This is a genomic window from Paraclostridium tenue (assembly GCF_039521565.1).
GTDB classification, from domain to species: domain Bacteria; phylum Bacillota; class Clostridia; order Peptostreptococcales; family Peptostreptococcaceae; genus Paraclostridium; species Paraclostridium tenue.
This window is the reverse complement of the sequence record NZ_BAAACP010000007.1, coordinates 133,962-160,066: the sequence shown is the minus strand read 5'-3', so window position 1 is coordinate 160,066 and position 26,105 is coordinate 133,962. Positions and strand designations below refer to the sequence as shown.

Here is a 26,105-nt window from a genome sequence, read left to right as displayed (position 1 = left end):
TTTATATCTTCTAATGTCTATTGTATAATTCAAATACTTTGTTCCAATCTATAATTTTCCACATATTTTTAACATATTCAGCTCTAAGGTTTTGATATTTTAGATAATAAGCATGTTCCCAAACATCAATTGTAAGTATAGGAATTAAACCATCTTGAAGAGTAGTATCTTGGTTTGATGTTGCTTTAATAAATAAGTTTTTATCTTTATCCATAACCAAAGATGCATACCCTGATCCAAATAGGCTTATAGCTTTTTTATTTAATTCATCTTTTAAACTTTCAACACTTCCAAAAGTTTGATTTATTTTTTCTAGTAAATTTCCACCAGGCATTGTAAATGCTCTTGGAGATAAAATAGAGAAATACAAGTTATGATTATAAACTCCACCACCTTGATTTATAACCCCTTGTCTTATTTCTTCTGGTAATTCAGATGCATTTTTAAGTAATTCCTCTAAAGTTTTTCCTAGCGTAAATTTTTCATAACCTTTTAAAAGATTATTTAAATTATTTACGTAAGTTTGAAGATGTTTACTATAGTGAGTTTCTATAGTTTTAGCATCTATATGTGGTTCTAATTCATCAAATTCATATGGTAATATTATTTTATCATACATTTTAAACACCTCTTTCTTAGTAATACCATATATATTCCCATTAAATATACAATATAAACCAATTAAATTAAAATTTTTTAAAAGCTTTTTAAGGTATAAAAGTAAATAGTAACTATCATAAACTTAACCATTTTTGCTTTTTATAATTATTTATATATAATGATATTAGAAAGCATATTAATAAATAAGTTTTATAAAGTCATAAGGAGACATTCTATGAAAATAACATTTATTCATAAAGATAGAGAAATAAGCTTTAATATAATATATAGAAAAAGAAAGACTATGAGTTTAGAAATTAAACCAGATGGTGTTATTAATGTATTAGCTCCAAATGGAGTGGATAAGAACTTTATAATAGATAGAGTAAAAGATAAAGCTGACTGGATAGTCAAAAAATTAGAAGAACTTAAAGTGAAAAATGATAAAAAGATTATAAGAAATTATGAAAATGGAGATATATTTTTGTATTTAGGTAAAGAGTATAAGCTTCAAGTTATAATTGATAAAAACTTAATAAGACCTAAAGTAAATTTAGAAAATGAAAAACTAGTAGTTAGAACTAATATTGACAATAAAGAATATATTCAACAAAGTTTAAAAAGATGGTATGCTGATGAAACTTTAGATATAGTAAAAAAAAGAATTGATTATTATAAAAAATATTTTAAAGATAGCGTAACTTCTATTAAGATTAAAGATCAAAAAACAAGATGGGCTAGTTGTACCTATAAAAATGAAATATTATTTAATTTAAGATGTTCTATGGCACCTATGGAAATAATTGATTATATAGTGGTTCATGAAATGTGTCATATGGAACATAGAAATCACTCTAAAGATTTTTATAATGCAGTAGGACAAGTTATACCAGATTACAAACAGAAAATTAAGTGGCTAAAAGATAATGGAATAAAAATGAATATTTAAAGAATCAGTGGAAAATAGTTATATAAAAGTCAAACTGAAAAAATTTAGAAAATTAAAAAAATAATTGACAAACTAAATTTAAGTGTATATCATTAAAAATATAAACAAATAAAAAGTTAAATTAAATGCTATGAAAAGGAAAGTAACTTTAAGAATACTTTTACAGAGAGCTTTTATTGGTGAGAGAAAGCAAAGGATATTAAAGTGAAAATGGCCTTGGAGCTGTGTACCGAGATCTTTTAAATTTAGGCTACAACGGGTTCACCCGTTACAGTGATAGAGTATAACCAAAATTTTGGCGTACTTGATGAGGTTTGTATTGTGAAATACAAATAAATTAGGATGGTAACACGAAGTCAACTCTCGTTCCTAAGATTAATTTCTTAGGGATGGGAGTTTTTTAATATCCCAAATTAAGGTTAGCAAGTAAAAAATATATAAAGAAGGGAAGATTAATAGTATGAAAAAAGAAATTAAAAAAGGAAATCCATTAGCATTATTACCACTAGGAATATTTTTAATATTATTTGTAGGTAGTGGGATTATAACTGGAGATTTCTATAAAATGCCAGCTCTAGTAGCATTTTTAGTAGCAGGGGGAGTAGCTTTACTATTTAATAAAAAAGAAAGCTTAGAAACTAAAATGAATGTATTTTGCAAAGGAGCAGGAGATAATAACATTATATTAATGATAATAATATTTTTACTTGCAGGGGCATTTTCAAGTGTAGCTAAAGCAATGGGTGGAGTAGATTCAACAGTAAACTTAAGTTTATCTATACTACCATCTAACCTTTTAGTAGCAGGACTGTTTATAATAGGATGCTTTATATCTATATCTATGGGAACTTCAGTTGGAACAATTGCAGCGCTTTCGCCTATTGCACTTGGAATTGCACAAAAAACTGGCATACCAGTTCCTTTAGTAATGGGAGCAGTTGTAGGTGGAGCGATGTTTGGCGATAACTTATCTATGATATCAGATACAACTATAGCAGCAGTAAGAACACAAGGATGTGAATTAAAAGATAAGTTTAAAGTAAACTTTTTAATAGTTTTACCAGCAGCTATAGTTACAGCTATATTATTGACGTTAGTGACATTAGGTTATAAAAGTGCAGGGAGCCAAACTTATGAATATGAAATAATAAAAGTATTACCATATATATTAGTTTTAACAGGTGCTTTACTTGGAGTAAATGTATTTGCTTTACTTGGAGGTGGAATTTTATTTGCAGGAATTATAGGACTTTTTTCAAAATCTTTTGATTTATTAGGACTTATAGGTGCATTATCTGAAGGAATGGCTGGAATGTATGAATTAAGTCTTTTAGTTTTAGTAGTTGATGGAGTTGTATCGCTTATTAAATTTAATGGTGGTATAGATTATATACTTTACTTTATAACTAGTAAAATAAAAAGTAAAAAAGGTGCAGAGTTTGGGATTGCAGCATTAGTTAGTGTAATAGATTTATGTACGGCTAATAACACTATAGCAATAGTGACAGCAGGACCTTTAGCTAAAGATATTGCTGATAAATATGATATAGACCCAAGAAAAACTGCTAGTATATTAGATATATTTTCATCTTGCTGGCAAGGAGTTATACCTTATGGAGCTCAACTTTTAACAGCAACAGGTATAGCTGGTATATCTCCAGTTGAGATATTAGGATATCTTTACTATCCAGGGTTAATGTTTTTATGTGGTATAGCATCTATTACCTTTTCACAAGTAGTACTTAGAAAATCTAAGTTAGAAGAAACTATATAACAAAAAAGAACTGTTAAATTTTATATGAGTTTAACAGTTCTTTTTTATTTATTAGATTTTAGTTAATATAATTTCATTATTTTTAAGTTTAATATTATAATCTGCAAATATAGCTAAAGTTTCATGTAACCCAACACTAGAAATTACACCCATAGCTTCCATAAAAGTAATATTACCCATATCAGAAATCATAGGAGCAAAACCTATAAATCCTAAAAATGCAGAATCATAACTTTTACTTTTAAGAGAGTATTTACATCTATTTCTATCACTATTTTTTATAACTACATTATCAAGAACTTTAAGGCCTTTGATTATTTTTTTATCATCAATAATAATTGTCTTTTCTTGACTATCAAGAGCTTTACTCAACATAGATTTGTTATTTACTTTATCCATATAAATATCCTTTCTAAAACACTATAAAATAATACCAATATTATAACACTAAATTACAAATTATGAAGTTAAAGCTAAAATTTTGAGTATACAAATCTTAGAATTATTTTTGTATGTCATATAAATGAATGTTATTTATTTTTTGAAAAAATACATTGAAAGTTATTGATAATCAATATCAAAAATGCTACCATATACAATATAGTGATAATTAATATCAATTGAAATGAATATATATAATATTTAATGTAAATAAGGGAGGAAATGAATGAGTATTTATGAATTAAATGTAGGAGATAGCGGTGTAGTAGATTATATAGATGGGGAAAATGATTTTACTAAAAGATTATTAGCATTGGGATGTACAGAAGGAACTCATATAACACTAAAAAAAATAGCACCTTTGGGAGACCCGATAATAATTAATTTTAGAGGATTTGACATAGCACTAAGAAAAAAAGAAGCTAAATATATAAAAATAAAGTAATTAATTAGGGGGATAATTATGATTAAAGTAGCTTTACTAGGTAATCCAAATGTAGGTAAAACTACAATATTTAATGCACTTACAGGTCTTAAACAAAGAGTTGGAAATTGGCCGGGAGTAACAATAGAAAAACGTGAAGGTAAGCTAGGAAATGATATAAATATTGTTGATTTGCCAGGTATATATGCAATGGATACATATTCAAATGAAGAAAAAATTTCTAAAAACTATTTAGATAATGAAAATGTAGATGTAATAGTAAACATAGTAGATGCATCTAATTTATCTAGAAACTTATATTTAACAACTCAACTTATGAAATACAATAAACCTATAATATTAGTTTTAAATATGATAGATATGGCAAAAAGTAAGGGAATAGATATAGATGTTAAAAAATTAGAAAAAGAGCTAGGAGTAAAAGTAGTTTCCATGGTAGCTAAGAAAAAAGCAGATATCGCTATACTTAAACAAGATATCATAGAAGCTTCTAAATCACTAGTTATATACAAAAACTATCCAGAAGAAGAAATAAAGGTATATAACGAATTAGAAAAAACTTTAAGTAAATGTCTAAATACTAAAAAAGAAAATAAAAAAACTTTAAGTGATAAGATAGATAATGTTGTTTTAAATCCAATATTTGCATATCCAATATTTATAGGACTTTTATACATACTATTTAAATTTACTTTTGATTGGGTAGGAGGACCATTACAAGAGTTTTTTGCAGGTGCAATAGAAACATACATACAAACACCAGTAAGTGAAATGATGGTAAATTCGAGTGAATGGTTTTATTCTTTAATAGTAGATGGAATAATAGGCGGTCTTGGAGGAGCATTACCGTTTTTCCCACTAATATTTGTATTATTTTTAGGAATAACTTTACTTGAGGATAGTGGATATATGTCTAGAATAGCTTTTTTAATGGATAAAGTAATGGTTAAGGTTGGATTATCGGGAAAAACATTTATACCTATGGTTATGGGAATTGGCTGTTCTTCACCAGCTATAATGGCAACTAGGACATTAGATAGTGAACAAGATAGAAAAATAACTGCACTGATAGCACCACTTATGACTTGTGGAGCTAAGTTACCTATATATGCAATATTTGCATCAATATTTTTTCCGAAGAATGAAGCAATAGTTACGACTTCACTATATTTAGTAGGTATATTGGTTGCAATAGGAGTTGCATTATTTATAACTAGAAGTCAAAATAGTTATACTTCAGCGCCATTTATATTAGAACTCCCTAAATATTCAATGCCAAAAGTTTCTCAATTACTTAAAAATACTTGGAATAAATCTAAAGGCTTCTTAGTTAGAGTTTGTACTATAATGTTTGCTATGTCTATAGTTATATGGGGATTATCTTCATTTAATTTTAGTGGATTTACAGCTGAAATAAATGAAAGTTTCTTAGCAAGCCTTGGAAACTTGGTATCACCTATGTTTAAACCACTTGGATTTGGTGATTGGAGAGCAGGAGTAGCTATATTAACAGGACTTTCCGCTAAAGAAATAGTAGTAGCTACTATGGAAATTTTATATGGTGATTTAAATACGGTATTGCCAACATTGTTTACTTCGGTAAGTGCATATGGATTTTTAATATTTAGTTCATTATATACTCCATGTATAGCAGCACTTGCGACTATGCAAAAAGAGTATGGAATTAAGATGACTTTAATATCATTTTCTTATCAATTCTTTGTTGCATGGGTTGGAGCTTTTTATGTATATCAAATAGGAAGCTTAATAACTATAGGATTTAAAATTTCAAATATTATTAACCTGAGTGTAGGAACTATAATTATATTAGGTATATGTTTTGTTATTTATAAGAGATTACAAAAATTAAATTTAAATAAAGAAATAAATTTAAAAAATAAATTGGAGACAGTTATATAAAATATAATTAAGTAAAGATGGTGATTTTATGTGCGTATTGATTTTAGGTGGGCACGAATGTATGGAAAAAGATTATAAAAAGATGCTAAATGAAAAGGGATATAATACTAAAATATATACGAAGATGCCTTCAGGACTTAAAAAAAGAATTGGAAATCCTGATGCTATAGTATTATTTATGTCAACAATATCTCATAGCATGGCAGAGATGGCAATAAGAGATGCAAGAAAGAAAAAAATACCTGTTATAAAGGTTAAAAATAGTAGTAAGGTAGCATTTAGGACTTGTATAAAAGATATCGATAGATGTCTAGGAAATTGTAGTGAATGTAAATTAAAATGTAGGAGCTAGTCAATTTTGACTAGCTTTTTTTACAAATATTTACAATGAAGTTAAAAATTAGAATTTATACTATTAATTTTCTAACTATTAATGTAAAATTAAATTATGTCTAAAATTTAACTTAAAAAGTTAAGTACATAAAGAATAAAGATAATATACATTTTAAATTTAGGGAGATGAATTTTATGAATAAGAAAAAATTAATTATAGGGATAATAGTAGCTATTATAATTTACCATATATTTGCATTAGGTTTAAAATTAGATGAAACTGGTTTCCATGGATTAATTCGATATGGAGATAACTTTATTAATTTATTTTAATGTTTAAAAATGATTATAAATCAATAATTTAAGATATAAAAAAATCCATTATATAAATTTATATAATGGATTTTTTTATATGATTTTGGAAAAATTTATAAATATGTTAAAATAATAAGATAATATTAAATTCAATTTATAAAAATGTAAAAATGAGGTAAAAATATGAAAAATAAGACATTAGTAAATTTTGAAGAAATACAAAAATTAACTTCAATAGATACAAAGACATTAGTAGAAAGAACATTAAAATTAGCAGAAGAAGTAGGAGAAGTATCACAAGCAGTATTAAGTCATTCTAATGCTTGTGGATGTGGATATAAAAACAAATCAAAAGAAGATATAGTCGAAGAATGTTTAGATGTTATAATAGTTGCTAGTTCAATAATAAGCCAAAGTTATGATAATAATGTAGATATAGAAAGTATAAAAAATGTTTATAACAAAAAACTTAATAAGTGGAAAGAAAAATGTGAGTGTAAAAATGATTAACTATAAATGATATAAAAAGGTAATAAGGGGATGAAGAATATGAGATTAATAAGTTTAATAGTAGTAACTAGTGTATTAATATTAATGGTTGGATGTAATAGTGATGTAAATAAAAATGAAAATTTAAATGTTTCTAATCAAAAACATTCAAATGAAAATTATGTTGAAAACAACATAAAAAAAGAAGAAAATGATAAAGAAGATTTAAACCAAAAATTAAAAGAAAAATCTTATAGTAGTGAGTCAAATCCTAAAGAACTTACTATGGAAGAATCTTTAAAATATGTAAAAAGTGTTTTACCTAAAGGAATTGAAGAAATTGAAAGTAAATTTGAAAAAGAAGTTGGTGTAACAGAAGTAATATACAAATATGGAGATTCTAAGTTTGAAGTAAGATACATGCATCCATATAAACAATATGGAGATATGGTAGATGAATATGATTTAAATAAAACTGTTGGAATAAGTTTTAAAGAACTAGATAAATAATTAGAAATATTTATAGATTTATATTTTAAATAAATATAAAAGCTGTATCATAAAAAAATGATACAGCTTTTTGTATTTTAATTAGAAATTAAAAATAAGTAAAATTACTATATAAAAATTATTTCTAATTAATAAAAGATTCTATAAATAATATTTAGAAAATCTTTAGATTTATATACAATTTATCTTAAAAAATTGATATTAACATAAAGGTATAGAAAATCTTTTAAAGGAGGTTAAAACAAAATGTTAAAAACAATGAATGCCTTATGATATTATATACTAGAGAAAATAATATAGTGGGGTAAAGATAATGAAATTTAATATTTTAGTTGTAGAAGATGAAAAAGACATAGCTTATGCTATAAAAGCTTATTTAAATAATCAAGGATATAAAGTATTTATTGGAAACAATGGGGTAGAAGGTCTAGAGATATTAGAAAAAGAAACTATACATTTAGGTATTGTAGATATAATGATGCCTAAAATGGATGGTATAGAATTTACTATGAAATTAAGAGAAAATTATGATTTTCCAGTAATAATGTTATCAGCAAAATCTGAAGAAATAGATAAAATAACAGGTCTTAATATAGGGGCTGATGATTATGTCACAAAACCATTTAGACCTCTTGAACTTTTAGCTAGAGTCAATTCTCAGCTTAGAAGATATAAAAAGTTTTTAAATGTTGTTCAAAAAAGTGTAAGTGATGAAAATTTTTATACAATAGGAGGACTAGAACTAGATATAAACACTAAAGAATTAAGTGTTGATGGTAATTTTGTAAAAACAACTCCTATAGAATTTAAAATATTAACTTTACTTATGAAAAATCCAGGAAGGGTATTTTCAGCAGATGAAATATATGAAAAGGTATGGAAAGAAAGAGCAGTAAACACAGATACAATTATGGTTCATGTAAGAAATATAAGAGAAAAAATAGAAGTGAACCCTAAAAATCCAAAATATTTGAAGGTGGTGTGGGGCGTTGGATACAAAATTGAAAAGCAATAAAACTGCTATAAGTATAATAATAATTATGACAATACTTATAGCTTCAATTGGAATGGTATTAGTATATCCTAAGATAAAAAAAGACAGTGATAAATTTACCTATAATGTTTATGAAGAAAATTATAATTTAATAGAGAGTATTGAAAAGTCTATATATAGTCTTTATTATAAGCTATACGATGAAAATAATAATAACAAAATAAGACCATCAGAACTTATGTTAGAGTTAAAACCAGGATTAGATAGTACTTATACTGAAGATAAAATGGCAGCTAGAGATAGTTTTGATGAAGATATAGATCAAAATAATGAATATATAAATTCAAATTTAAGAAACTTAGAATATTACATACTAGATAAAGAAAATAAGTTAGTAAAACATAATATGAATTTAGCATTAAATTTATTAGATGATAATGAAAGCAATAGTTTAAAAGAAAAATTAAAGAATAAATATAGCTTTTATATGATATTAGATTTTGACGATAAAGGAAATATGAAGATTGAGGCTATATATGGAGTTAATAAAAATAAGATAGAGCACCAGTTAAGTATAGGTTCAGAAAATAACTTATTTGATTATGATGTAGATAGTAATTATAACTTAAAACCTATAAAAAATATGAAATATGTATATGCAATACCTAAACATCTTAAATACATAGATGATATATCTAATAGTGAACAAAGAGTAAAAGATTATTCGTATACTAAAGCTTCATATTTATTTATAAATATAGCTATAACATTTGTTATACTAGTAGCTATAATAATTCCATATAAAGAATTAAAAGAGATAAAGATATTTAAAAAAATATTTAATATACCTATAGAAATATTATTAATAGTAATATATTTAGCTTATATATATATATATTATGAATCTAATCAATTAATAATTAAAACTGTAAATAACGATCCAATTATAAAATTTACACAGCTACAAGTAAGTCAAGATTTTTCAAATATAGTAAATTATTTATTAAATGTTGCCTATTGGTCAGTTTTATTTTCTATAGTATTTATATCAATAGTTGTATTAAAGCATATCTTAAAATCTAATACTAAGAAATACTTAAAAGAAAATTCACTAATTTATAAAGTATCAAATTCTATAATTAATAAGTTAAAAGATGTTTACAATATAGAAATAGGTAGGGAAAATAATAAAAAATTGATAACTATATTACTTATAAATTTAATAGTAGTAGGGTTGATGTGTGCTACATGGTTTTTTGGACTAGTATTATTGCTTCCAATATACACTATTACTTTATATATGATTATCAAAAAGAAATATTCAATAATAAATAAAGATTATAAAAAGCTACTAAATATAACTAAGGATATTGCAAATGGAAATTTAAATACTAATCTAGAAGAAGATTTAGGTACATTTAATTTATTAAAGAATGAAATAGGTAATATTCAAATTGGATTTAAAAAGGCTGTAGATGAAGAAGTAAAAAGTCAAAAAATGAAAACAGAGTTAATATCTAATGTTAGTCATGATTTAAAAACTCCTCTAACATCTATAATAACCTATGTAGATTTATTAAAGGATGAAAACTTAAGTGATGAAAAACGTAAGTTGTATATAGATACATTAGATAGAAAATCTGAAAGGTTAAGAGTTTTAATAGAAGATTTATTTGAAGTTAGTAAAGCTAACAGTGGAAATGTAAATTTAAATATCGTAGATGTAGATATAGTTTCTCTTATGAAACAAACATTACTTGAAGTTGATGATAAAATGAAATCTTCAAATTTAACACTAAGAAATAATTTTCCAGATGAAAAATTAATACTTAAGTTAGATAGTCAGCGTATGTTTAGGGTATTTGAAAATTTATTAATTAATATAACTAAATATGCTATGCCAAATTCTAGAGTTTATATTGATATATTAGATAAAACTGATAAAGTTGAAATAGGCTTTAAGAATATGACAGCTGAAGAAATTACTTTTAATGTAAATGAATTAGTTGAAAGATTTGTAAGAGGGGATAAAGCTAGAAATACAGAAGGAAGTGGACTTGGGCTTGCTATAGCTAAGAGCTTTGTTGAGCTTCAAGGTGGAAGTATTGATGTTAGTATTGATGGAGATTTATTTAAAGTTGTTATAGTTTTTAAAAAATAAATTATTTAATAAATTTAAACTTTGTTAAACTAATGAAATTAAAAAAGGATTTAAACGGTAAAATAAAAAGAAGATATAATATATTATATCTTCTTTTTTTATTATGAAAAAATATTTATAAACATTATTATAGTAGGAAGTGCTACTAAATCTATTAAGAAAGCACATACTATAGGAATTGTGAAAAATGCTCTTTGAGAATACCCATATCTACCACATATTGAATTTAAATTTGCAAGTGCGTTTGGAGTAGCACCAAGTTCATGTCCTATAAATCCACCGACCATAACAGCTGAATCATAATCTTTACCTAATAATTTAAACATTACAAATACAGTAAACAATACTATAAATAATACTTGCATTAAAACTATAATCAACATTGGAAGTCCAAGTGTTTCTAATTCCCAAAGTTTAATACTCATAAGTGCCATAGTTAAAAATAATTTTAAACTAACATTACCTAGAAGTTCAAAATAAGAGTAATCTACTTTAACAATTTTAAATGCATCATTAGTATTTCTAAAAATCATAGCTACTATAATACCACCAACATATTCTGGCAGAACATATCCTGTAAGTGTAGTTAAAAATCCACTAAGCATATATCCAATAGTCATACAAGTACTTATTATAAATAAATGTTTTATAAATTCTGATGTATCTAATTTAGATGCAGTTGGAAGTGATGCATCTGAATCTGTAACTTCACTATGTACACCTTCTTCATCAGGAATTCCTTCATGAAAATTTACTACAGGTTCTTCTTTAGGCTTTAATTTGTATTTTTCTATTAAAAATCTAGAAGTTGGAGCTCCAACTAATCCTCCAGATATAAGACCTAAAGTTGCAGCAGCAAGCCCTATTGTATTAGCACCTGTAACTCCCATTGCTTCTAATGTTGGACCAAAAGTGGCACTTGTACCATGACCACCACCCATTGATATAGCCCCACACATAAGACCAAGTAATGGTTCAATTCCTGTTAAAAATGCACCTAATAATCCGATTATATTTTGTGCGAATATAAGTATTATACAAAATATCCAATATGTAAATACTGATTTTCCACCTTTTTTTATAAGTGTGAAACTTGCATCTATACCTACAGTTGAGAAAAATGCAACCATAAATGTAGATTGAAGACTAGTGTCTAGTACAATGTTTAATATATTAAATTGCTTAAGTAAAAATACTAAAATTGAAAATAGTATACCTCCTATAACAGGACCTGGTATACATAGTTTATCTATTATCGAAATACGTTTTCTAATAAACCTACCAAGTATCATTAATAGACAAGCTAGTGATATGGTAGCGACGATATTTAAATTAAGAGTAAAGATTCCTTTGACATAATTAAATTCCATTAAATCACTCCTTTATTTTGTTAGAATGTATAATTAGATATCTAACTATTATAACATAAAATCATAAAAAAGCAAAACATTATAATTTAATTTTAAAATTACTACGATTTTTAATTGATTATTGTATAAGTTATATTAATTTATACAATAAAATGATTATATATACAGATAAGTGTTTTTTTATATCAATTAATAAATTGAACTAAATATAATTATTTTTATGATGAAAAATTAATATTAAAATTCGATGAGTTGCATAAAAATTAAATAAAAAATTGTTTTTATATATAATAAATATACTTTTTATAAAGGTAATATTTTACTTAAATAAATCAATTGATATATAGAAAATATAAATAGTATGAATGAGAACTATTTATATTTTCTATATACGTTGGAGATTTTTATGAATTATGATAAAATTATCGGTGGAAAACTTCTGATAATTTAAATTTTTTAGATTTATTTTAAATATAGCAATCTTTTATGATTAAAAAAATAAAGCGTGATATTAAAATTAGCTACAATTGCAATTATTTTAAGACGATGGAAAATGACGGAGGACAATTATGAAAAGAAAATTAATGAGTGCATTAGTTGGTATTACATTGGTAGCAACAATGGCAGTAGGATGCAGCAAGTCTTCAAATGATTCTCAAAAAACAACAGAAAGAAAATCAAATGTAAAGGCAGAACAGGTAGACACTAAAAAAGTCTTTGTGTCACCAGAATGGATACAAAGTGTAATAGATGGAAATCAACCAGAGTCTAAAAATTATACTATATTAGAAGTTTCATGGGGAAATTACAAAGATAGCCCAACTTATACAAAAGGGCATATTCCAGGAGCTTTACATGTAGATACTTCAAGTATTGAATCTGAACCAATTTGGAATATATCAAAACCTAAAGTTGTTGAAAAAGGTATGTTAGATTTAGGAGTAACAAAAGATAAAAATGTTATCTTATATGGAAATGATGTTTCAGCAGTAAGTAGAGTAGCACATGCATATCTTTGGGCCGGTGTTGACAATGTAAAAGTATTAAATGGTGGAATTGATGCATGGAAAAAAGCAGGTTATAAAACAGAAACTACAATAGAAAAAGCAACACCAGCAAAAGATTTTGGAACAACTATTCCAGCACACCCAGAATATGTGATGTCTATAGAAAAAGTTCAAGATAAATTAAAAGATGATTCTAACTTCCGTTTAGTAAGTATAAGAAGTAAAGATGAGTTTGATGGTAAAACAAGTGGATATACTTATATTGATAGAGCTGGTGAACCTAAAGGTGCAGTTTGGGGACATGCAGGAACTAATCCGTACAATATGAAAGATTATTTACATAAAGACGGGACTGTTATAACTGCTGAAGAAATGGAAAAGTTATGGTCAGATTCTGGTTTTAATAAAGACAATGAACTTTCATTTTATTGTGGAACTGGTTGGAGAGCTTCAGTTCCTTGGTTAATAGCTTATGATGCAGGATGGAAAGGAATGACTGTTTATGATGGTGGATGGAATGAATGGCAAATGCATAATAACCTTCCTGTACAAGTAGGAGACCCAAATAGCAAAAACTGTGAATATACTACAGTAGGTAAATTGCCAACAGATAAAGCTGCAAAATAAATTATGTAAAATAATTAATATAAAAAAGCACTGTACTAATTGCAGTGCTTATTTTATATTAATTATAGACAAGGAAGGTGATACTTTTATGAAAAAAGTAAAAAATTTTTTCTATATACTGACAACAATCCTAGAAGTTTTGTTTTTAATTGGGGCGTATATGGTCAATTATTTCACACATAAGAAAATGGGAATGTTACGACATGTTATACATAAAAATTATGTTTGGGAGGAGAAATATCCTATAACAAATATACAATATGCTTCTATAATAGCACTAATTATATTAATGTTATTAGTATTAATATTTTATATGAAAAGAAAGTCAATGTTAAAGAAAATAGTAGCTATTATGAATATTACTATGGTTATATTTGTACTTTTCTTTACGGGATTTGTACTTGCATATTCAGCGGAAGAAATAAGAGCATTTTACTATATAAGTTTTATGCTTTTTGTGGTTACATTAATCCAAATTATTAAGACATTTATAGGAGTTATTTGGTTCAAAAATGAAAATTAATGTTATTGGTTTAAGTTATATTTATTATATAAATTAACTTATTATTTATATAATATAAAACTATGAAAAAGGTATTGATTATAACATCAATGCCTTTTTCATTTTTAGCATAGTTTACTTTGTTATATAGTTATAAAAATCTAAGTACTACATACAAAATGTTGCAAATAATAACATTTTTGAAGTTCAAATCATAATATATAAAGTGGAATAAACTTAAAATAATAAGGAGGCGCATTATGGATAAGTCTTGTAAAAAATATGATATTAACAAAGTATTTTCTAGTTATAATCCATCTAAACCAAATGCATATGCTAAAATAAAAGGAGGGCCTTTAGCTCCGTGTATAAGAGGAATGGTATATTTATACCAACTAGAAGATGGAGTATATGTAAAAGCTTATATAACAGGAATTCCTAATATAAATAATCAAACTAGTTCTTTCCATGGATTCCACATTCATGAGGTTGGAGATTGTACTATAGGAAATGAAAGTGATCCATTTACTGCTGCAAAATCTCATTATAATTCAACAAATGAAGAACATCCAATGCATGCAGGAGATTTACCACCGATTTTGTCTGCTGATGGAATAGGTGTACTTTCTACATTGACTAATAGATTTACCGTAAATGAAATTATAGGAAAATCTTTTATTCTTCATGAAGGTTATGATGATTTTACTACACAACCTGCAGGAGATGCAGGCGCAAGATGGGCTTGTGGAGTTATTACTACTTATTCAAGATAATAAATTAATTAATGAAATTGATATACTAAACATAAAAAAACTCATATTAAATAAATATGAGTTTTTTATGTTTAGTAGTTCTTTATATTATTAGAACTTTAATCGAAATAAAATATATGTAATAATAGACTTATATTAATGCAACAAGGGGGAAAAGAATGAAAAAAGAAATATATGCAAAACTAGATGAATTAGAAATAAAATACAAAGTTTTAGAACATGATGAAGTATTTACAGCAGATGAATTTTACAGTGTAACTAAAGATATGCCAGGACATCACTGCAAAAACTTATTTTTAAAAAACTCAAACCAAAGCCAAAATTATTTAGTAGTAGTAAAACATGACAAAGCAGTAGATTTAAAAGATATAAGAGCTCAAATAGGAAGTAGTAGGCTTTCATTTGAATCACCAGAAAAATTATATGAACTTATGAAGGTAACACCTGGAAGTGTAAATCCATTCAGTATTATAAATGATATAAATAGTAAAGTAGAAGTATTAATAGATAGTGATTTATTAGATGGTCAAAATCTTAACTTCCATCCTGCTATAAATACAGAAACTTTTAATATATCTGGTGATGATTTTAATAAGTTTTTAAATTATATTAACAATAAAGTAATTAAAGTTAACATATAAATTATTTTGCAAAAGTTGATATGCAAAGAATAAATCCAAGTATAGACACTATTAAATATATATAATTTAAAGGATTGTTAGTTTTTTCTTACTAATTAGAAATTAACTATATAGATTACCTATACATAGAATAAGGGAATCCAAAATACCAAAAAATTTATTTCTATTTAATAAACTTATTAGTAAAAATTTATCGTAATAAATGATATAACTCAAGTAATTATCTCATGAGATATATAAATATTTTTAACTAATTTATTTTTCATAAAAATCAGCCCTTAGTAGATTTATTTAAATTATATAAATTTGTGATATTTATTGTAAAACACAATGAATTTTATTATGAAGTTTAATCAAAATAAGTATTATTAAAAAAAGAAAAAGAATATAGTTCAAATTATAGTTATTTTTGTTTATATTAAGGAGGAGTTTGCATGATTCAAAATTATTATTACTATTACGAGTCGCCTATAGGAATACTAGAAATAAGAACAACAGAAGAGGAATTAATATCAATTTTATATGTAGATGAAAAAAGAGAAAATACAGAAACACCAAAAATTTTAAAAGAAGTAATTAAACAGCTACAAGAGTATTTTAATGGAGAGAGAAAAAATTTTGATATAAAATTTAAACTTAAAGGAACAAAGTTTCAAGAAAAAGTTTGGAATGCTTTAACAGATATCCCTTATGGAGAAACTGTATCTTATAAATATATAGCGACAAAAATAGGAAATGAAAAAGCTGTAAGAGCAGTTGGAAATACCAACGGCAGAAATATTATAAATATAGTTGTACCATGTCACAGGGTTATAGGAGCTAATAAAAGTCTTACTGGCTATGGTGGAGGATTAGATAAAAAATCGTGGCTTTTACAACATGAAGAGAAATTTTCAAAATCTAAATATTAAAATTCATATTGAAAAATCCAAGAAGGAAAGTATGAAGTAGACAAAAAAGACAGGTGATAGACCTGTCTTTTTACTTAATATTTATATTGTTAATACTTTTTAAAACTTATAATAAATAAGACTAGTTAGAAGTATGAAAACTTATATTAGATATAAAATGCTAAGATTAATTTATATAAATATAAATTACCTGGTAGATGTAAGGAAAAGGAAAAATTAAATTATGTAGATTATAAGTGAAATAAAAATACAATTAAAGTTTTATATAAAAATAAACGATAACATTTAATATAGAGCATATTTAATTATATTTTTTATAAAAATTAAAGTCTAGTATAATTACTGAGCTAGTCTTTTAAGTGGGGAAAATAAGCATAGAAAGGTAGTAGAAATGAAAAAATTAGCAATTATAAGTGTTATAGTGGGAGTTATAAGTATGGCATTAACAGTAGCTTTTTTTATGATGAAATTAAATAATAATGATTTAGCTAATAATAATCCACCAAAGAAAATTTACAAAATTGAAACTAAAAAAATTGAAAAGAGTAAATCTGAACAGAAAAAGGTTAAAAAAACTGATAATGTTCAAAAAATAGAAGCTAAAGTTAAACAAGCAAATAAAATAGAGTATAAAAATGGTAAAATACCTGATTTTATAGGATACAAACAAATTCAGGTGTATGAATTTGCTAAAGAACATGGTATAAAATATGAGTTAGGTAAAGCTATACCTACACCAGTATATAATTTAAAAGGAATAGTTGCTAAACAATCAATTGAACCAGGCAAAGAGATTCCAAAAGATGAAACATTGAAAATAAGTATATATATATTTGATGGACATTATAATCCTGTGGTTGGAGAAGATAATTATCATGATGAAAATGGGAATTTAATAAAAAGTAGTAAATAGATAAATGTATAACTATTTATTCATCCTTGTAAAAGTGAGATTTTTGTTTATACTTTTAGGGAAATCTAAATTAGTGTATATATTATAAATAAATTTTTAAAAAAGTATTTACAATATCAATTGATATTGATTAATTTATAAATTGTATTAAAGTTATAGGGTGTGTAGAATATATTAATCTAATTTTGTAAGTAGTATAAACATTATAGATAAAAATATATAAGTGATAAAGAAGTAGATTATAAATTAACAGGAATGGACTTTATTTTTGTTTATTAGGGGGAAAAATTAATGAAAAGGTTAAAATTTTTAGCAATATTTCTATTTATATTTATTATGTTTACAACAGTATCTTTAGCTAGACCTAGTGGTGGAGGATCATTAGGAAGGTAGTCGATCAAGAGGTGGTTCTTCAAACAATATAATCCTAATTCAGGAGGAGTAGCGACGCTTGCAATGAGCACCACTATTATAATAATGTCTAAAACTAATTATATAATTAGTTGATTTAAGGTAACAAAAAAGAAAAAACAATGTAGACGTGTATTAATGGATTTAAGTAAATACAACTCTAATTGGGAGTTAGATAAAATAAATAAAGATATAAAAGATACTTTTTATATTATGTCAAAAGCTTGGACAAATATGGATCAAGATATAGCAATAGAATACTCAACTAAAAAACTTTATGAAAATCATAAAACTAAACTTGAATGGATGAAAATAAGAAATGAAAGAAATATATTGAAAATGGAAAAATTAAAATAAAATGAATTTATAGTTTAGTTTATTTTAAGTGTATCTTAAAAAATCTCTTCTTATATTTAAGTATAAATAAGGAGAGATTTTTATTTTTCTTACTAATTATAGAAAAAATCTATATAAAACATTACGTATATAGAAAAAAACTTTTGGAATTAAAAATAAACAAATGATAATATTTATTAGGGATATATGTAGAAAAAAGGAAAATGATATCATAAGTTACTAGAATTAAATATTTACTTCAAAAAGCAAATCAAAAAATAAATCAACAAAACAGGGGGAAAAAATGAGAAAAAGAAAAATAATAAGCTTATTAATAGGAGCAAGTTTAGTACTATCATTAACAGGGTGTAGCTCAAAGTCAAACACAAATGAAAAGTCCCAAAGTAAAGAATTAGAGAAAAACTTAGTAATATATTCTACACATCCAGAAGATTTATTAGAATCAGTAGCAAAAGACTTTGAAAAAGAAACAGGAGTTAATGTCGAATTTATAAACTTAAAAGGACAATTAGCTGAAAAAGTAGAAGCAGAAAAAAATGACCCACAAGCTGATGTAATGTATGGAGGGTCTTCAGCTACATATTTAGAACTTGAAAATAAAGATGTATTTGAAAAAACTCAGCCATCGTGGGCAAAAGACTTAGATCCTTTATTCAAAAGTAAAGATGGATTATGGTATGGAACTATCCAAACACCAGTAATGATGTTTTACAATAGTGAAATGTTAAGCAAAGATCAAGCTCCAAAAGATTGGAGTGATTTAGCAAATGAAAGATTTAAGGATAAACTAGTATTTAGAAATGCAGGATCATCTTCAGCAAAAGCAACATATTCAAGTCTATTATACCAATACGATAAAGTTGGTAAACTTGATGAAGGTTGGAAGTATATGAAAGATTTAGATAAAAATACAAAAAAATATTATGAAAGTGGATCACTGCAATTCCAAGCTATAGGTAGAAAAGAAGCAGCAGTTAGTTTTGCAGTATTAAGTTCTATTATAGAAAATAAAAACAACGGACTACCACTTGAAATAGTAAATGCAGAAAGTGGATCACCAGTTATTACTGATGGAGTAGCTAAAATTAAAAATTGTAAAAATCCAAATGCAGCAAATGCATTTATAGAATATGTAGGAAGTGTAAAAACACAAGCAAAATTAGCTAATGAATTTGATCGTATGCCGACATTAAAAGCAGCTATTGAAAAGTCTCCTAAATGGATGCAAGATGCAAATTACAAAGTTATGGATGTAGATTGGTCAGTAATAGCTAAGAATCAAGGTGCTTGGATGCAAAAATGGGACTTAGAAATAAAAGATTCAAATAAAGAAGTAAAATAAGCAATGGAGGCATATAAATGCCTCTTTTTGTCTTATAAAAAATGAAAAGGAGTTTTAAAAATTGAAAGGTCTTACTATAAATAATCTAAAGAAAGTATTTGAAAATACAACAGCTATAAACAATGTGTCCTTTGACATAGAAGAAGGAGAGTTTTTTACCTTTTTGGGGCCATCAGGATGTGGGAAAACTACTTTATTAAGAACAATAGCTGGATTTACCCAACCAGAGGAAGGAAGTATATTCATAGGAAATATAGACATAACAAAAGTACCAGCAGAAAAAAGAGAGGTAGGTTTAGTATTTCAAAATTATGCATTATTTCCGCATATGAATGTTTATGAAAATATTGCTTATGGACTTAAAATAAAAAAATTATCAAAAAAAGAAATTCAAACCAAGGTTTTAAATGTATTGAAGTTAATGAGATTAAATGGTTATGAACAAAGAAAGATAACTGAACTTTCAGGAGGAGAACAACAAAGGGTGGCTTTAGCAAGAGCATTGGTAATAGAGCCTAAGGTTTTATTATTAGATGAACCATTATGCAACTTAGATGCAAAGTTAAGGGATGAAATGCGAATTGAAATTAAAGATTTGCAAAAAAAATTAAAAATAACAACTATATTTGTAACTCATGATCAAAATGAGGCTTTAACCATGTCGCAAAGAATTGCTGTTTTCAACAAAGGAAAATGCATGCAAATTGGAACTCCAAAAGAAGTTTATTTAAATCCTAAAAATACATTTGTTGCAAGTTTTATAGGAGTTACAAATCTTTTTAATATAAAAAAATATATAAAAGAAAACAACAATTCATTCGCTTATGTTAATGAAAAAATAAAATTACATATAAATGAAGGTGCTAAAGGGAAATTTATGTCAATAAGACCAGAACATATTAATATGTTAAAAGAAGAAAAACACTCAAAAAATACATTAAAAGGAATTATTAATAAGATACAATTTAATGGTAATATCAGTGATTATATTGTAAATGTAGAAGATTTAAAATTTAAGGTTAGTAAAATAAACTCTAATTTAGGTGATAAATTTTGCATAAATGAAGAAGTGTTTATTGAAATACCAAAAGAATCAATAAAAGTTTTACAGGAGTAGAGATATGATTGATAAATTAAAAGATAAGAGAATAAATTTATTTAAAAATTTAGTTTTCATAGGGGTATTATGGGTACTTCTTGGATATATTCTATTTCCAGCTATTAGAACTTTAATTTTAAGCATTAGAGGAGATGAAGGGTTTACATTAAGTTATTATAAAGAATTTTTCTCTGTAAAACCTAATATTGTGGCTGTAAAAAACACGCTTTTTCTTGGATTTGCATCTGTGATTGTATGTGGGATAGTTGGAACATTTTTAGCTTTTGTAGTAACTTATTTTAAATTTCCATTTAAAAATATTATTAGCAAATTATTATTAACTCCAATTATGGTACCAGGAATAATAATAGTTTTAGCTTTTATACAACTTTATGGGGAAAGTGGGATTATTACAAAGTCTATAGAAATACTTTTTAACTTAAAAGAGGAACCTTTTAGATTTACAGGATTTTGGGGAATTTTATTTGTACATGCATATACTCAATATGTTTACTTTTTTATGAATATATCTGTAGCAATAAAGCATATAGATTATTCTTCTATTGAAGCGGCAAAAAACTTAGGTGCTAATAAGTTTTATATATTTAAAACTATAATAATTCCTTTTATAAAGCCAGCTCTAATAGCTTCAAGTTTAATTACATTTATATCTTCTATAGGTTCATTCTCAGCACCAAGTTTAATTGGAGATAGCTATAAAGTAATAACAACGCAAATGCTTTTTGCAAAATCTAATAATCGTATGGATATAGCGTCTGTACAAGTAGTTATCTTAACTCTTATGGCAATAACCTTTTTATTAGTATGTAGATACTATGAAAAAAAGAGTGCAATACAAGGTATTGTAAAAGGAACTCCTATGAATGAAGTTAAAATTCAAGATAAATTATTAAAAGCTATATTTATACTTTTTTGCTTTATAACAATAGGTTTTATTTTACTTCCTGTTATAACTATATTTATATTGTCTTTTGTAACTCCAGGAACTTGGCTTATAGAAATTTTTCCTAAGGATTTTTCAATAGAAAATTATACAAATATTTTTACTAAATCAAGAGCTATAAAACCATTTTTAAATAGTATAAATATGTCTTTAATAGCAGCTATTATGGGCGTTGTAATTTCAATACCGTGTTCTTATATAATTGTAAAAACAAAAAGTAAATTTAAATTACTAATAGAAATTTTAGCTATGCTACCTTTAGCAATACCAGCAAGTGCTATAGCTGTAAATTTAATTAATGCTTTTAATCATCCTAATATTTTCTCTTTTAATCAAGCTTTAGTAGGAAAGTATATGATTTTACCTATTGCATATTTTATAAGTATACTACCACTTATTCTTAGAAGTACAAATATATCAATGTATAATTTAAATCCTAACTACGAAGAAGCTTCAAAAAGTTTAGGAGCAAATTTTTGGTATACATTGAGAAAAATTACTATACCAATAATCAAACCAGGTATAATATCTGGAGTTTTATTAGGGTTTGTTAGATGTGTAGGAGAATATACAAGTTCTGCATATTTATATAGTATAAATAACAGACCAGTATCGATTGCAATGGTTAGTGGAGTGTTTGAATATAAAATAGGTCTGGCTATGGCTTATGGAGTTCTTGTAATATTAATAACTACGATACTTAGTTTTTTAATTCAAAAAATAGGAACTATAAAATAATTATTTTTAATCTTTCAAAAATATTATTTTATTAAAAAGCTTTAGTTAAAGTTTTAATAGGCGTATAAATATATAAAATAATGTAGTATGGAGGATAAAATGGCATATAAATGGACTGATGACTTACTAACGGGTAGCACTCAAATTGATAATGAACATAAAGAACTTATAAAAGCGATTAATGATTTATTAGAAGCTTGTAGCAAAGGGAAAGGAAGAGCTGAACTAGAAAAAACAGTAAAATTCTTATCTTCTTATACAAAAACCCACTTTGCTCATGAAGAAGTTTTACAAATAAAATCTAAATACCCAGATTATAATAATCATAAAAAATATCATCAACACTTTATAGATACTGTTGAAAATATAAATAAAAAACTTTTAGAAAATGGACCAAGCATTGTTTTGGTTGGAGAAATCAACAGTAAAGTTGCAAACTGGATAATCAATCATATAAAAAAAGAAGATGTTAAAGTGGCGGCACATATAAGAAACAACTCTAAATAAGCTTATAAATAAATTGAAAAATAAATAATTTGTTAAATATTTTATATAACCTTATGAAATGTATACACAAAAACCTTTTTAGTAAAAATTAGGATGTAGACAAATTTATCTACATCCTTTTTAAAATAAAGTTAAAAATTAATTATACGTTAAGTGCATTTTCACTATCTAAATTAAGTGCAATCTCAATGCCTTCAAGAGTAGTGTTTAAAGCTACACGAGGGCTTTTCGCATCTCCAATAATATGGAAAGGTATTTCTAAATCTCTACATTTTGATTGAACGTCTTCTAAAGCTACTGAAGTTGCACCAAGAGCAATTACTACTGCATCACAATTAACACTAGTTTCAGTTTCATCTTTAACATATACAACTTCATTTTCTTTTATTTCCACAACCTTAGCACCAGTAACTTGATTAACACCTATTACATACATATTTTCAAGCATATTCATACTTCTAATCCATCCTAAATCGGCACCAAGCTTCTCGGCTTCATCAATAACTGTACATTTTACGCCTTTATCAGTTAAATATTGAGCAGTTTCTAAACCTACCATTTTTCCGCCAAGTATAACTACATTACCAGAAAGTTCTACACTACCAGATAAAACTTCTTCATAAGTAAATACATTTTTACTTTCTATACCTTTTATTTCAGGTTTTGAAGCAACAGCACCAGTTGCAATTATTACTTCATCAGGATTAATTTGAGATACTAACTCAGGAGTTACAACTGTATTTAATCTAACATCAACACATAAACGAGTAGCTTCTTTAGATTCCCAATCAACAGCATCAAGCATCTCTCCTTTATATGGAGCAGCACCAGCTAAGTTAAATTGACCACCTAATTTATTGCTAGCTTCACATAAAATTGGGTTATGACCTCTAACTTTTAGCATATTAGCAGTCATCATACCACCCATACCACCACCAGCTATTAAAATTGTCTTAGGTCTAGTTGTCTTAGTAATAGGTTGACCTTCTTTACCAACCATAGGGTTTCTCATGCAAGTAATTGTAGGAATAGTTGGATTCATTATAGAGTCAAAGCAACCTTTCAAGCAACCAACACATAAACGTATACTATCAGTTTTACCATCTCTTGCTTTATTACAGAATTCATGATCTGTAATTTGACCACGACCTATGGCAACTAAATCACATTTTTCTTCTTCTATAAATTTATTTGCAATTTCAGGATGATTGATTCTACCAACTCCAACAACAGGCATTTTAATAGCGTCACGTATTTTTTTTACATTTTCAATGTTATATCCGCGAGGAGTGTCAATTGAAGGAACTTCATATTTTAAAGCAGCAGACTTATTATTACCTCTTGAAATATCAATTACATCAACACCTTCAGCTTTAGCCATCTTTAAAAACTCAATTACATCTTCTATAGTAAGTCCATTTTGAACATAATCATCTAATGCATCTACACGCATAAATAAAGGCATAGTTTCTGGCATATTAGCACGCATAGTACGAATAACTTCAAGTGAAAATCTTGCTCTATTTTCTAAAGAACCACTATATTCATCATCACGTTTATTAAAAGCAGCACTTAAGAATGTATGAGGAAGATAAGTATGAGCAGCGTGGAATTCTATAGCATCACAGCCAGCTTCTACTGCCATTTTAGTTGATTTTCCATAACAATCAACAATTTCTTTTATATCTTCATGAGTCATACATTCTGTAACCATAGGAGTTCTATCTTTTGGAAGTAGAGCTATTGCAACTTGACCACCATGCCAAATTTGAACACCTATTTTACCACCAGCGCTATGTACGTTATCTATAAGTTTTTTCATACCTTCAAAATGTTCATCTTTGTAAAGAGCTACATAACCATTACCATGAGTACTTGTGTGTATAGCACAGACCTCAGTAAAATTAAGCCCACATCCACCTTTTGCAATTGCTACGTGATAATCAATTAAATTTTGCGTAACAAGTCCAGTAGGAGAAGCCATTTTTGTCATCATTGCTGGAAGTATTACACGGTTTTTTATTTCTAAATCTTTTATTTTAAATGGAGAAAATAAAGAATTATATTTCATAATCATATCACCTTTCACTATTAAAATTTATTATTTAGTTATACGTTATATTTATAAAATTACATTACAATTCCACCATCAATATTTAATATTGCACCAGTTGTATATGAAGAATCATCTGAGGCAAGGTACACATAAGCACCAGCCATTTCATAAGGCTCAGCCATTTTTCCAAGTGGAGTTACTCGTCTCATATATTCAACCATTTGATCTGTAACAAATTCTTTTACCATTTCAGTAGCAACAGAACCAGGAGCAACAGCATTAACTCTTATATTATATTTACCGAGTTCTCTAGCAAATGATCTTGTAAGACCATTTACAGCAAACTTAGAAGCAGTATAAGCACATTGTCTTCCAGCACCATTTACACTTACTAAAGAGCTTGTATTAATTATATTACCACCGTGTTCTTTCATAATTTTAACAGCAGCTCTTGTACAACGGAATATTCCTGTAACATTTACGTCCATAACTTTTTCAAACTCTTCATCTGTTACTAAATCAACATCTTTTGTAGCTGTAATACCAGCATTATTGACTAATATGTCAACATATCCCCATTTATCAACTACTTGTTTAAACATTTCATTGATTTCATCACTACTTGACATGTTTGCGTAAACTGCCATAACATCAGCATTAGGATATTTTTCTTTGATAAGATTTAGTGCTTTATTTGCAGTTTCAGCTTTACTTCCACATATTGCAACTTTAGCACCTTCTTTGACATATCTATCAACTATAGCAAAACCAATACCACGTGATCCACCAGTAACAATGGCAACTTTATTTTTTAGTTTCATAAAATTAATTCCTTTCAAATTTAGTTTATATGTTAATTACAAAACAATTACAATGGATTTACAAACTAGAGAAGATAAAACAAAACTAAAAAATTTAATTTAAGGTGATAAATAAATTTTTATTCAATTAATAGA

Annotated in this window: 26 protein-coding genes and 1 other annotated feature; of the genes, 21 read left to right on the top strand and 5 right to left on the bottom strand. The window is 26.2% G+C overall.

Annotated elements, in window-relative coordinates; genetic code table 11:
- Positions 1-10: 10 nt before the first annotated feature.
- A complete protein-coding gene (locus ABFX13_RS07480) occupies positions 11-619 on the bottom strand; it encodes a superoxide dismutase (protein ID WP_346044485.1) in 609 nt (202 codons plus the stop codon).
- 216 nt (positions 620-835) lie between these two features.
- Between ABFX13_RS07480 and ABFX13_RS07475 the strand changes: the two genes are divergently transcribed.
- Together ABFX13_RS07475 and ABFX13_RS07470 are read left to right on the top strand one after the other, a co-directional pair.
- Complete coding sequence (locus ABFX13_RS07475) at positions 836-1,549, top strand: M48 family metallopeptidase (RefSeq protein WP_346044483.1); 714 nt, start codon at positions 836-838, stop codon at positions 1,547-1,549.
- Between the two features lie 121 nt (positions 1,550-1,670).
- Positions 1,671-1,923, top strand: a binding site (T-box leader).
- An 86-nt stretch (positions 1,924-2,009) separates the two neighbouring features.
- The gene (locus ABFX13_RS07470; RefSeq protein ID WP_346044481.1) at positions 2,010-3,323 is read left to right on the top strand and encodes a Na+/H+ antiporter NhaC family protein; all 1,314 of its coding nucleotides are present in this window, start codon (positions 2,010-2,012) and stop codon (positions 3,321-3,323) included.
- Positions 3,324-3,374: 51 nt separating this feature from the next.
- Here ABFX13_RS07470 and ABFX13_RS07465 read toward each other — a convergent pair whose 3' ends face one another.
- Positions 3,375-3,722: a hypothetical protein gene (locus ABFX13_RS07465; protein WP_346044479.1), complete on the bottom strand. Its 348-nt coding sequence runs from the start codon at positions 3,720-3,722 to the stop codon at positions 3,375-3,377.
- A 268-nt stretch (positions 3,723-3,990) separates the two neighbouring features.
- On the opposite strand from ABFX13_RS07465, the gene ABFX13_RS07460 reads away from it, so the two are divergent.
- The 8 genes from ABFX13_RS07460 (at position 3,991) to ABFX13_RS07425 (ending at position 10,931) form a co-directional block, all read left to right on the top strand.
- Positions 3,991-4,209 carry a FeoA family protein gene (locus ABFX13_RS07460; RefSeq protein ID WP_346044477.1) on the top strand — a complete coding sequence of 73 codons (219 nt, stop codon included), beginning with the start codon at positions 3,991-3,993 and terminating at the stop codon, positions 4,207-4,209.
- 18 nt (positions 4,210-4,227) lie between these two features.
- Positions 4,228-6,129, top strand: a complete 1,902-nt coding sequence (gene feoB / locus ABFX13_RS07455) for a ferrous iron transport protein B (protein WP_346044475.1) — start codon at positions 4,228-4,230, stop codon at positions 6,127-6,129.
- 28 nt (positions 6,130-6,157) lie between these two features.
- Complete coding sequence (locus ABFX13_RS07450) at positions 6,158-6,481, top strand: DUF2325 domain-containing protein (RefSeq protein ID WP_346044473.1); 324 nt, start codon at positions 6,158-6,160, stop codon at positions 6,479-6,481.
- A gap of 176 nt (positions 6,482-6,657) precedes the next feature.
- Positions 6,658-6,795, top strand: a complete 138-nt coding sequence (locus ABFX13_RS07445) for a hypothetical protein (protein ID WP_346044471.1) — start codon at positions 6,658-6,660, stop codon at positions 6,793-6,795.
- 165 nt (positions 6,796-6,960) lie between these two features.
- The gene (locus ABFX13_RS07440) at positions 6,961-7,287 is read left to right on the top strand and encodes a MazG-like family protein (RefSeq protein WP_346044469.1); all 327 of its coding nucleotides are present in this window, start codon (positions 6,961-6,963) and stop codon (positions 7,285-7,287) included.
- A gap of 39 nt (positions 7,288-7,326) precedes the next feature.
- Positions 7,327-7,776 carry a hypothetical protein gene (locus tag ABFX13_RS07435; RefSeq protein WP_346044467.1) on the top strand — a complete coding sequence of 150 codons (450 nt, stop codon included), beginning with the start codon at positions 7,327-7,329 and terminating at the stop codon, positions 7,774-7,776.
- A gap of 313 nt (positions 7,777-8,089) precedes the next feature.
- Positions 8,090-8,791, top strand: a complete 702-nt coding sequence (locus tag ABFX13_RS07430) for a response regulator transcription factor (protein ID WP_346044465.1) — start codon at positions 8,090-8,092, stop codon at positions 8,789-8,791.
- Positions 8,766-10,931, top strand: coding sequence for a sensor histidine kinase (locus ABFX13_RS07425; RefSeq protein ID WP_346044463.1), 2,166 nt, complete (start codon positions 8,766-8,768; stop codon positions 10,929-10,931). Before ABFX13_RS07430 ends, ABFX13_RS07425 begins: the two co-directional genes overlap by 26 nt.
- 101 nt (positions 10,932-11,032) lie before the next feature.
- Here the strand turns inward: ABFX13_RS07425 and gltS are convergent, their stop codons facing one another.
- A complete protein-coding gene (gltS, locus tag ABFX13_RS07420) occupies positions 11,033-12,301 on the bottom strand; it encodes a sodium/glutamate symporter (protein ID WP_346044461.1) in 1,269 nt (422 codons plus the stop codon).
- A 569-nt stretch (positions 12,302-12,870) separates the two neighbouring features.
- Here gltS and ABFX13_RS07415 point away from each other — a divergent pair.
- The 11 genes from ABFX13_RS07415 to ABFX13_RS07365 all read left to right on the top strand — a co-directional run bounded on the left by ABFX13_RS07415 (position 12,871) and on the right by ABFX13_RS07365 (position 23,093).
- Complete coding sequence (locus ABFX13_RS07415) at positions 12,871-13,935, top strand: sulfurtransferase (RefSeq protein WP_346044459.1); 1,065 nt, start codon at positions 12,871-12,873, stop codon at positions 13,933-13,935.
- 88 nt (positions 13,936-14,023) lie between these two features.
- Positions 14,024-14,458: a hypothetical protein gene (locus ABFX13_RS07410; RefSeq protein ID WP_346044457.1), complete on the top strand. Its 435-nt coding sequence runs from the start codon at positions 14,024-14,026 to the stop codon at positions 14,456-14,458.
- Between the two features lie 239 nt (positions 14,459-14,697).
- The gene (locus tag ABFX13_RS07405) at positions 14,698-15,210 is read left to right on the top strand and encodes a superoxide dismutase family protein (protein WP_346044455.1); all 513 of its coding nucleotides are present in this window, start codon (positions 14,698-14,700) and stop codon (positions 15,208-15,210) included.
- A 158-nt stretch (positions 15,211-15,368) separates the two neighbouring features.
- The gene (locus tag ABFX13_RS07400) at positions 15,369-15,851 is read left to right on the top strand and encodes a prolyl-tRNA synthetase associated domain-containing protein (RefSeq protein WP_346044452.1); all 483 of its coding nucleotides are present in this window, start codon (positions 15,369-15,371) and stop codon (positions 15,849-15,851) included.
- Between the two features lie 434 nt (positions 15,852-16,285).
- Positions 16,286-16,762 carry a methylated-DNA--[protein]-cysteine S-methyltransferase gene (locus ABFX13_RS07395; protein ID WP_346044450.1) on the top strand — a complete coding sequence of 159 codons (477 nt, stop codon included), beginning with the start codon at positions 16,286-16,288 and terminating at the stop codon, positions 16,760-16,762.
- Between the two features lie 391 nt (positions 16,763-17,153).
- A complete protein-coding gene (locus ABFX13_RS07390) occupies positions 17,154-17,675 on the top strand; it encodes a PASTA domain-containing protein (RefSeq protein ID WP_346044448.1) in 522 nt (173 codons plus the stop codon).
- A gap of 549 nt (positions 17,676-18,224) precedes the next feature.
- Positions 18,225-18,443, top strand: a complete 219-nt coding sequence (locus tag ABFX13_RS07385; RefSeq protein ID WP_346044446.1) for a hypothetical protein — start codon at positions 18,225-18,227, stop codon at positions 18,441-18,443.
- A gap of 283 nt (positions 18,444-18,726) precedes the next feature.
- A complete protein-coding gene (locus ABFX13_RS07380; RefSeq protein ID WP_346044444.1) occupies positions 18,727-19,785 on the top strand; it encodes an extracellular solute-binding protein in 1,059 nt (352 codons plus the stop codon).
- Positions 19,786-19,846: 61 nt separating this feature from the next.
- A complete protein-coding gene (locus ABFX13_RS07375; RefSeq protein ID WP_346044442.1) occupies positions 19,847-20,902 on the top strand; it encodes an ABC transporter ATP-binding protein in 1,056 nt (351 codons plus the stop codon).
- A gap of 4 nt (positions 20,903-20,906) precedes the next feature.
- Positions 20,907-22,586, top strand: a complete 1,680-nt coding sequence (locus tag ABFX13_RS07370; protein ID WP_346044439.1) for an ABC transporter permease — start codon at positions 20,907-20,909, stop codon at positions 22,584-22,586.
- 99 nt (positions 22,587-22,685) lie between these two features.
- Positions 22,686-23,093, top strand: a complete 408-nt coding sequence (locus ABFX13_RS07365) for a bacteriohemerythrin (RefSeq protein ID WP_346044437.1) — start codon at positions 22,686-22,688, stop codon at positions 23,091-23,093.
- 142 nt (positions 23,094-23,235) lie between these two features.
- Here ABFX13_RS07365 and baiCD read toward each other — a convergent pair whose 3' ends face one another.
- Positions 23,236-25,164, bottom strand: coding sequence for a bile acid Fe-S flavoenzyme BaiCD (baiCD, locus tag ABFX13_RS07360; protein ID WP_346044431.1), 1,929 nt, complete (start codon positions 25,162-25,164; stop codon positions 23,236-23,238).
- 59 nt (positions 25,165-25,223) lie between these two features.
- The gene (locus ABFX13_RS07355; protein WP_346044429.1) at positions 25,224-25,970 is read right to left on the bottom strand and encodes an SDR family NAD(P)-dependent oxidoreductase; all 747 of its coding nucleotides are present in this window, start codon (positions 25,968-25,970) and stop codon (positions 25,224-25,226) included.
- Positions 25,971-26,105: the final 135 nt, after the last annotated feature.

What these genes read in the sequence shown, in the direction of transcription:
- ABFX13_RS07405 (WP_346044455.1), top strand. Translation starts at nt 14,698, where the DNA reads ATGGATAAGTCTTGTAAAAAATATGATATTAACAAAGTATTTTCTAGT.
- ABFX13_RS07435 (WP_346044467.1), top strand. Translation starts at nt 7,327, where the DNA reads ATGAGATTAATAAGTTTAATAGTAGTAACTAGTGTATTAATATTAATG.
- ABFX13_RS07430 (WP_346044465.1), top strand. Translation starts at nt 8,090, where the DNA reads ATGAAATTTAATATTTTAGTTGTAGAAGATGAAAAAGACATAGCTTAT.
- feoB (WP_346044475.1), top strand. Translation starts at nt 4,228, where the DNA reads ATGATTAAAGTAGCTTTACTAGGTAATCCAAATGTAGGTAAAACTACA.
- ABFX13_RS07480 (WP_346044485.1), bottom strand. Translation starts at nt 619, where the DNA reads ATGTATGATAAAATAATATTACCATATGAATTTGATGAATTAGAACCA.
- ABFX13_RS07395 (WP_346044450.1), top strand. Translation starts at nt 16,286, where the DNA reads ATGATTCAAAATTATTATTACTATTACGAGTCGCCTATAGGAATACTA.
- ABFX13_RS07415 (WP_346044459.1), top strand. Translation starts at nt 12,871, where the DNA reads ATGAAAAGAAAATTAATGAGTGCATTAGTTGGTATTACATTGGTAGCA.
- ABFX13_RS07400 (WP_346044452.1), top strand. Translation starts at nt 15,369, where the DNA reads ATGAAAAAAGAAATATATGCAAAACTAGATGAATTAGAAATAAAATAC.
- gltS (WP_346044461.1), bottom strand. Translation starts at nt 12,301, where the DNA reads ATGGAATTTAATTATGTCAAAGGAATCTTTACTCTTAATTTAAATATC.
- ABFX13_RS07445 (WP_346044471.1), top strand. Translation starts at nt 6,658, where the DNA reads ATGAATAAGAAAAAATTAATTATAGGGATAATAGTAGCTATTATAATT.
- ABFX13_RS07390 (WP_346044448.1), top strand. Translation starts at nt 17,154, where the DNA reads ATGAAAAAATTAGCAATTATAAGTGTTATAGTGGGAGTTATAAGTATG.
- ABFX13_RS07355 (WP_346044429.1), bottom strand. Translation starts at nt 25,970, where the DNA reads ATGAAACTAAAAAATAAAGTTGCCATTGTTACTGGTGGATCACGTGGT.
- ABFX13_RS07370 (WP_346044439.1), top strand. Translation starts at nt 20,907, where the DNA reads ATGATTGATAAATTAAAAGATAAGAGAATAAATTTATTTAAAAATTTA.
- ABFX13_RS07465 (WP_346044479.1), bottom strand. Translation starts at nt 3,722, where the DNA reads ATGGATAAAGTAAATAACAAATCTATGTTGAGTAAAGCTCTTGATAGT.
- ABFX13_RS07365 (WP_346044437.1), top strand. Translation starts at nt 22,686, where the DNA reads ATGGCATATAAATGGACTGATGACTTACTAACGGGTAGCACTCAAATT.
- ABFX13_RS07450 (WP_346044473.1), top strand. Translation starts at nt 6,158, where the DNA reads ATGTGCGTATTGATTTTAGGTGGGCACGAATGTATGGAAAAAGATTAT.
- ABFX13_RS07475 (WP_346044483.1), top strand. Translation starts at nt 836, where the DNA reads ATGAAAATAACATTTATTCATAAAGATAGAGAAATAAGCTTTAATATA.
- ABFX13_RS07410 (WP_346044457.1), top strand. Translation starts at nt 14,024, where the DNA reads ATGAAAAAAGTAAAAAATTTTTTCTATATACTGACAACAATCCTAGAA.
- ABFX13_RS07380 (WP_346044444.1), top strand. Translation starts at nt 18,727, where the DNA reads ATGAGAAAAAGAAAAATAATAAGCTTATTAATAGGAGCAAGTTTAGTA.
- ABFX13_RS07440 (WP_346044469.1), top strand. Translation starts at nt 6,961, where the DNA reads ATGAAAAATAAGACATTAGTAAATTTTGAAGAAATACAAAAATTAACT.
- ABFX13_RS07470 (WP_346044481.1), top strand. Translation starts at nt 2,010, where the DNA reads ATGAAAAAAGAAATTAAAAAAGGAAATCCATTAGCATTATTACCACTA.
- ABFX13_RS07460 (WP_346044477.1), top strand. Translation starts at nt 3,991, where the DNA reads ATGAGTATTTATGAATTAAATGTAGGAGATAGCGGTGTAGTAGATTAT.
- ABFX13_RS07385 (WP_346044446.1), top strand. Translation starts at nt 18,225, where the DNA reads ATGGATTTAAGTAAATACAACTCTAATTGGGAGTTAGATAAAATAAAT.
- baiCD (WP_346044431.1), bottom strand. Translation starts at nt 25,164, where the DNA reads ATGAAATATAATTCTTTATTTTCTCCATTTAAAATAAAAGATTTAGAA.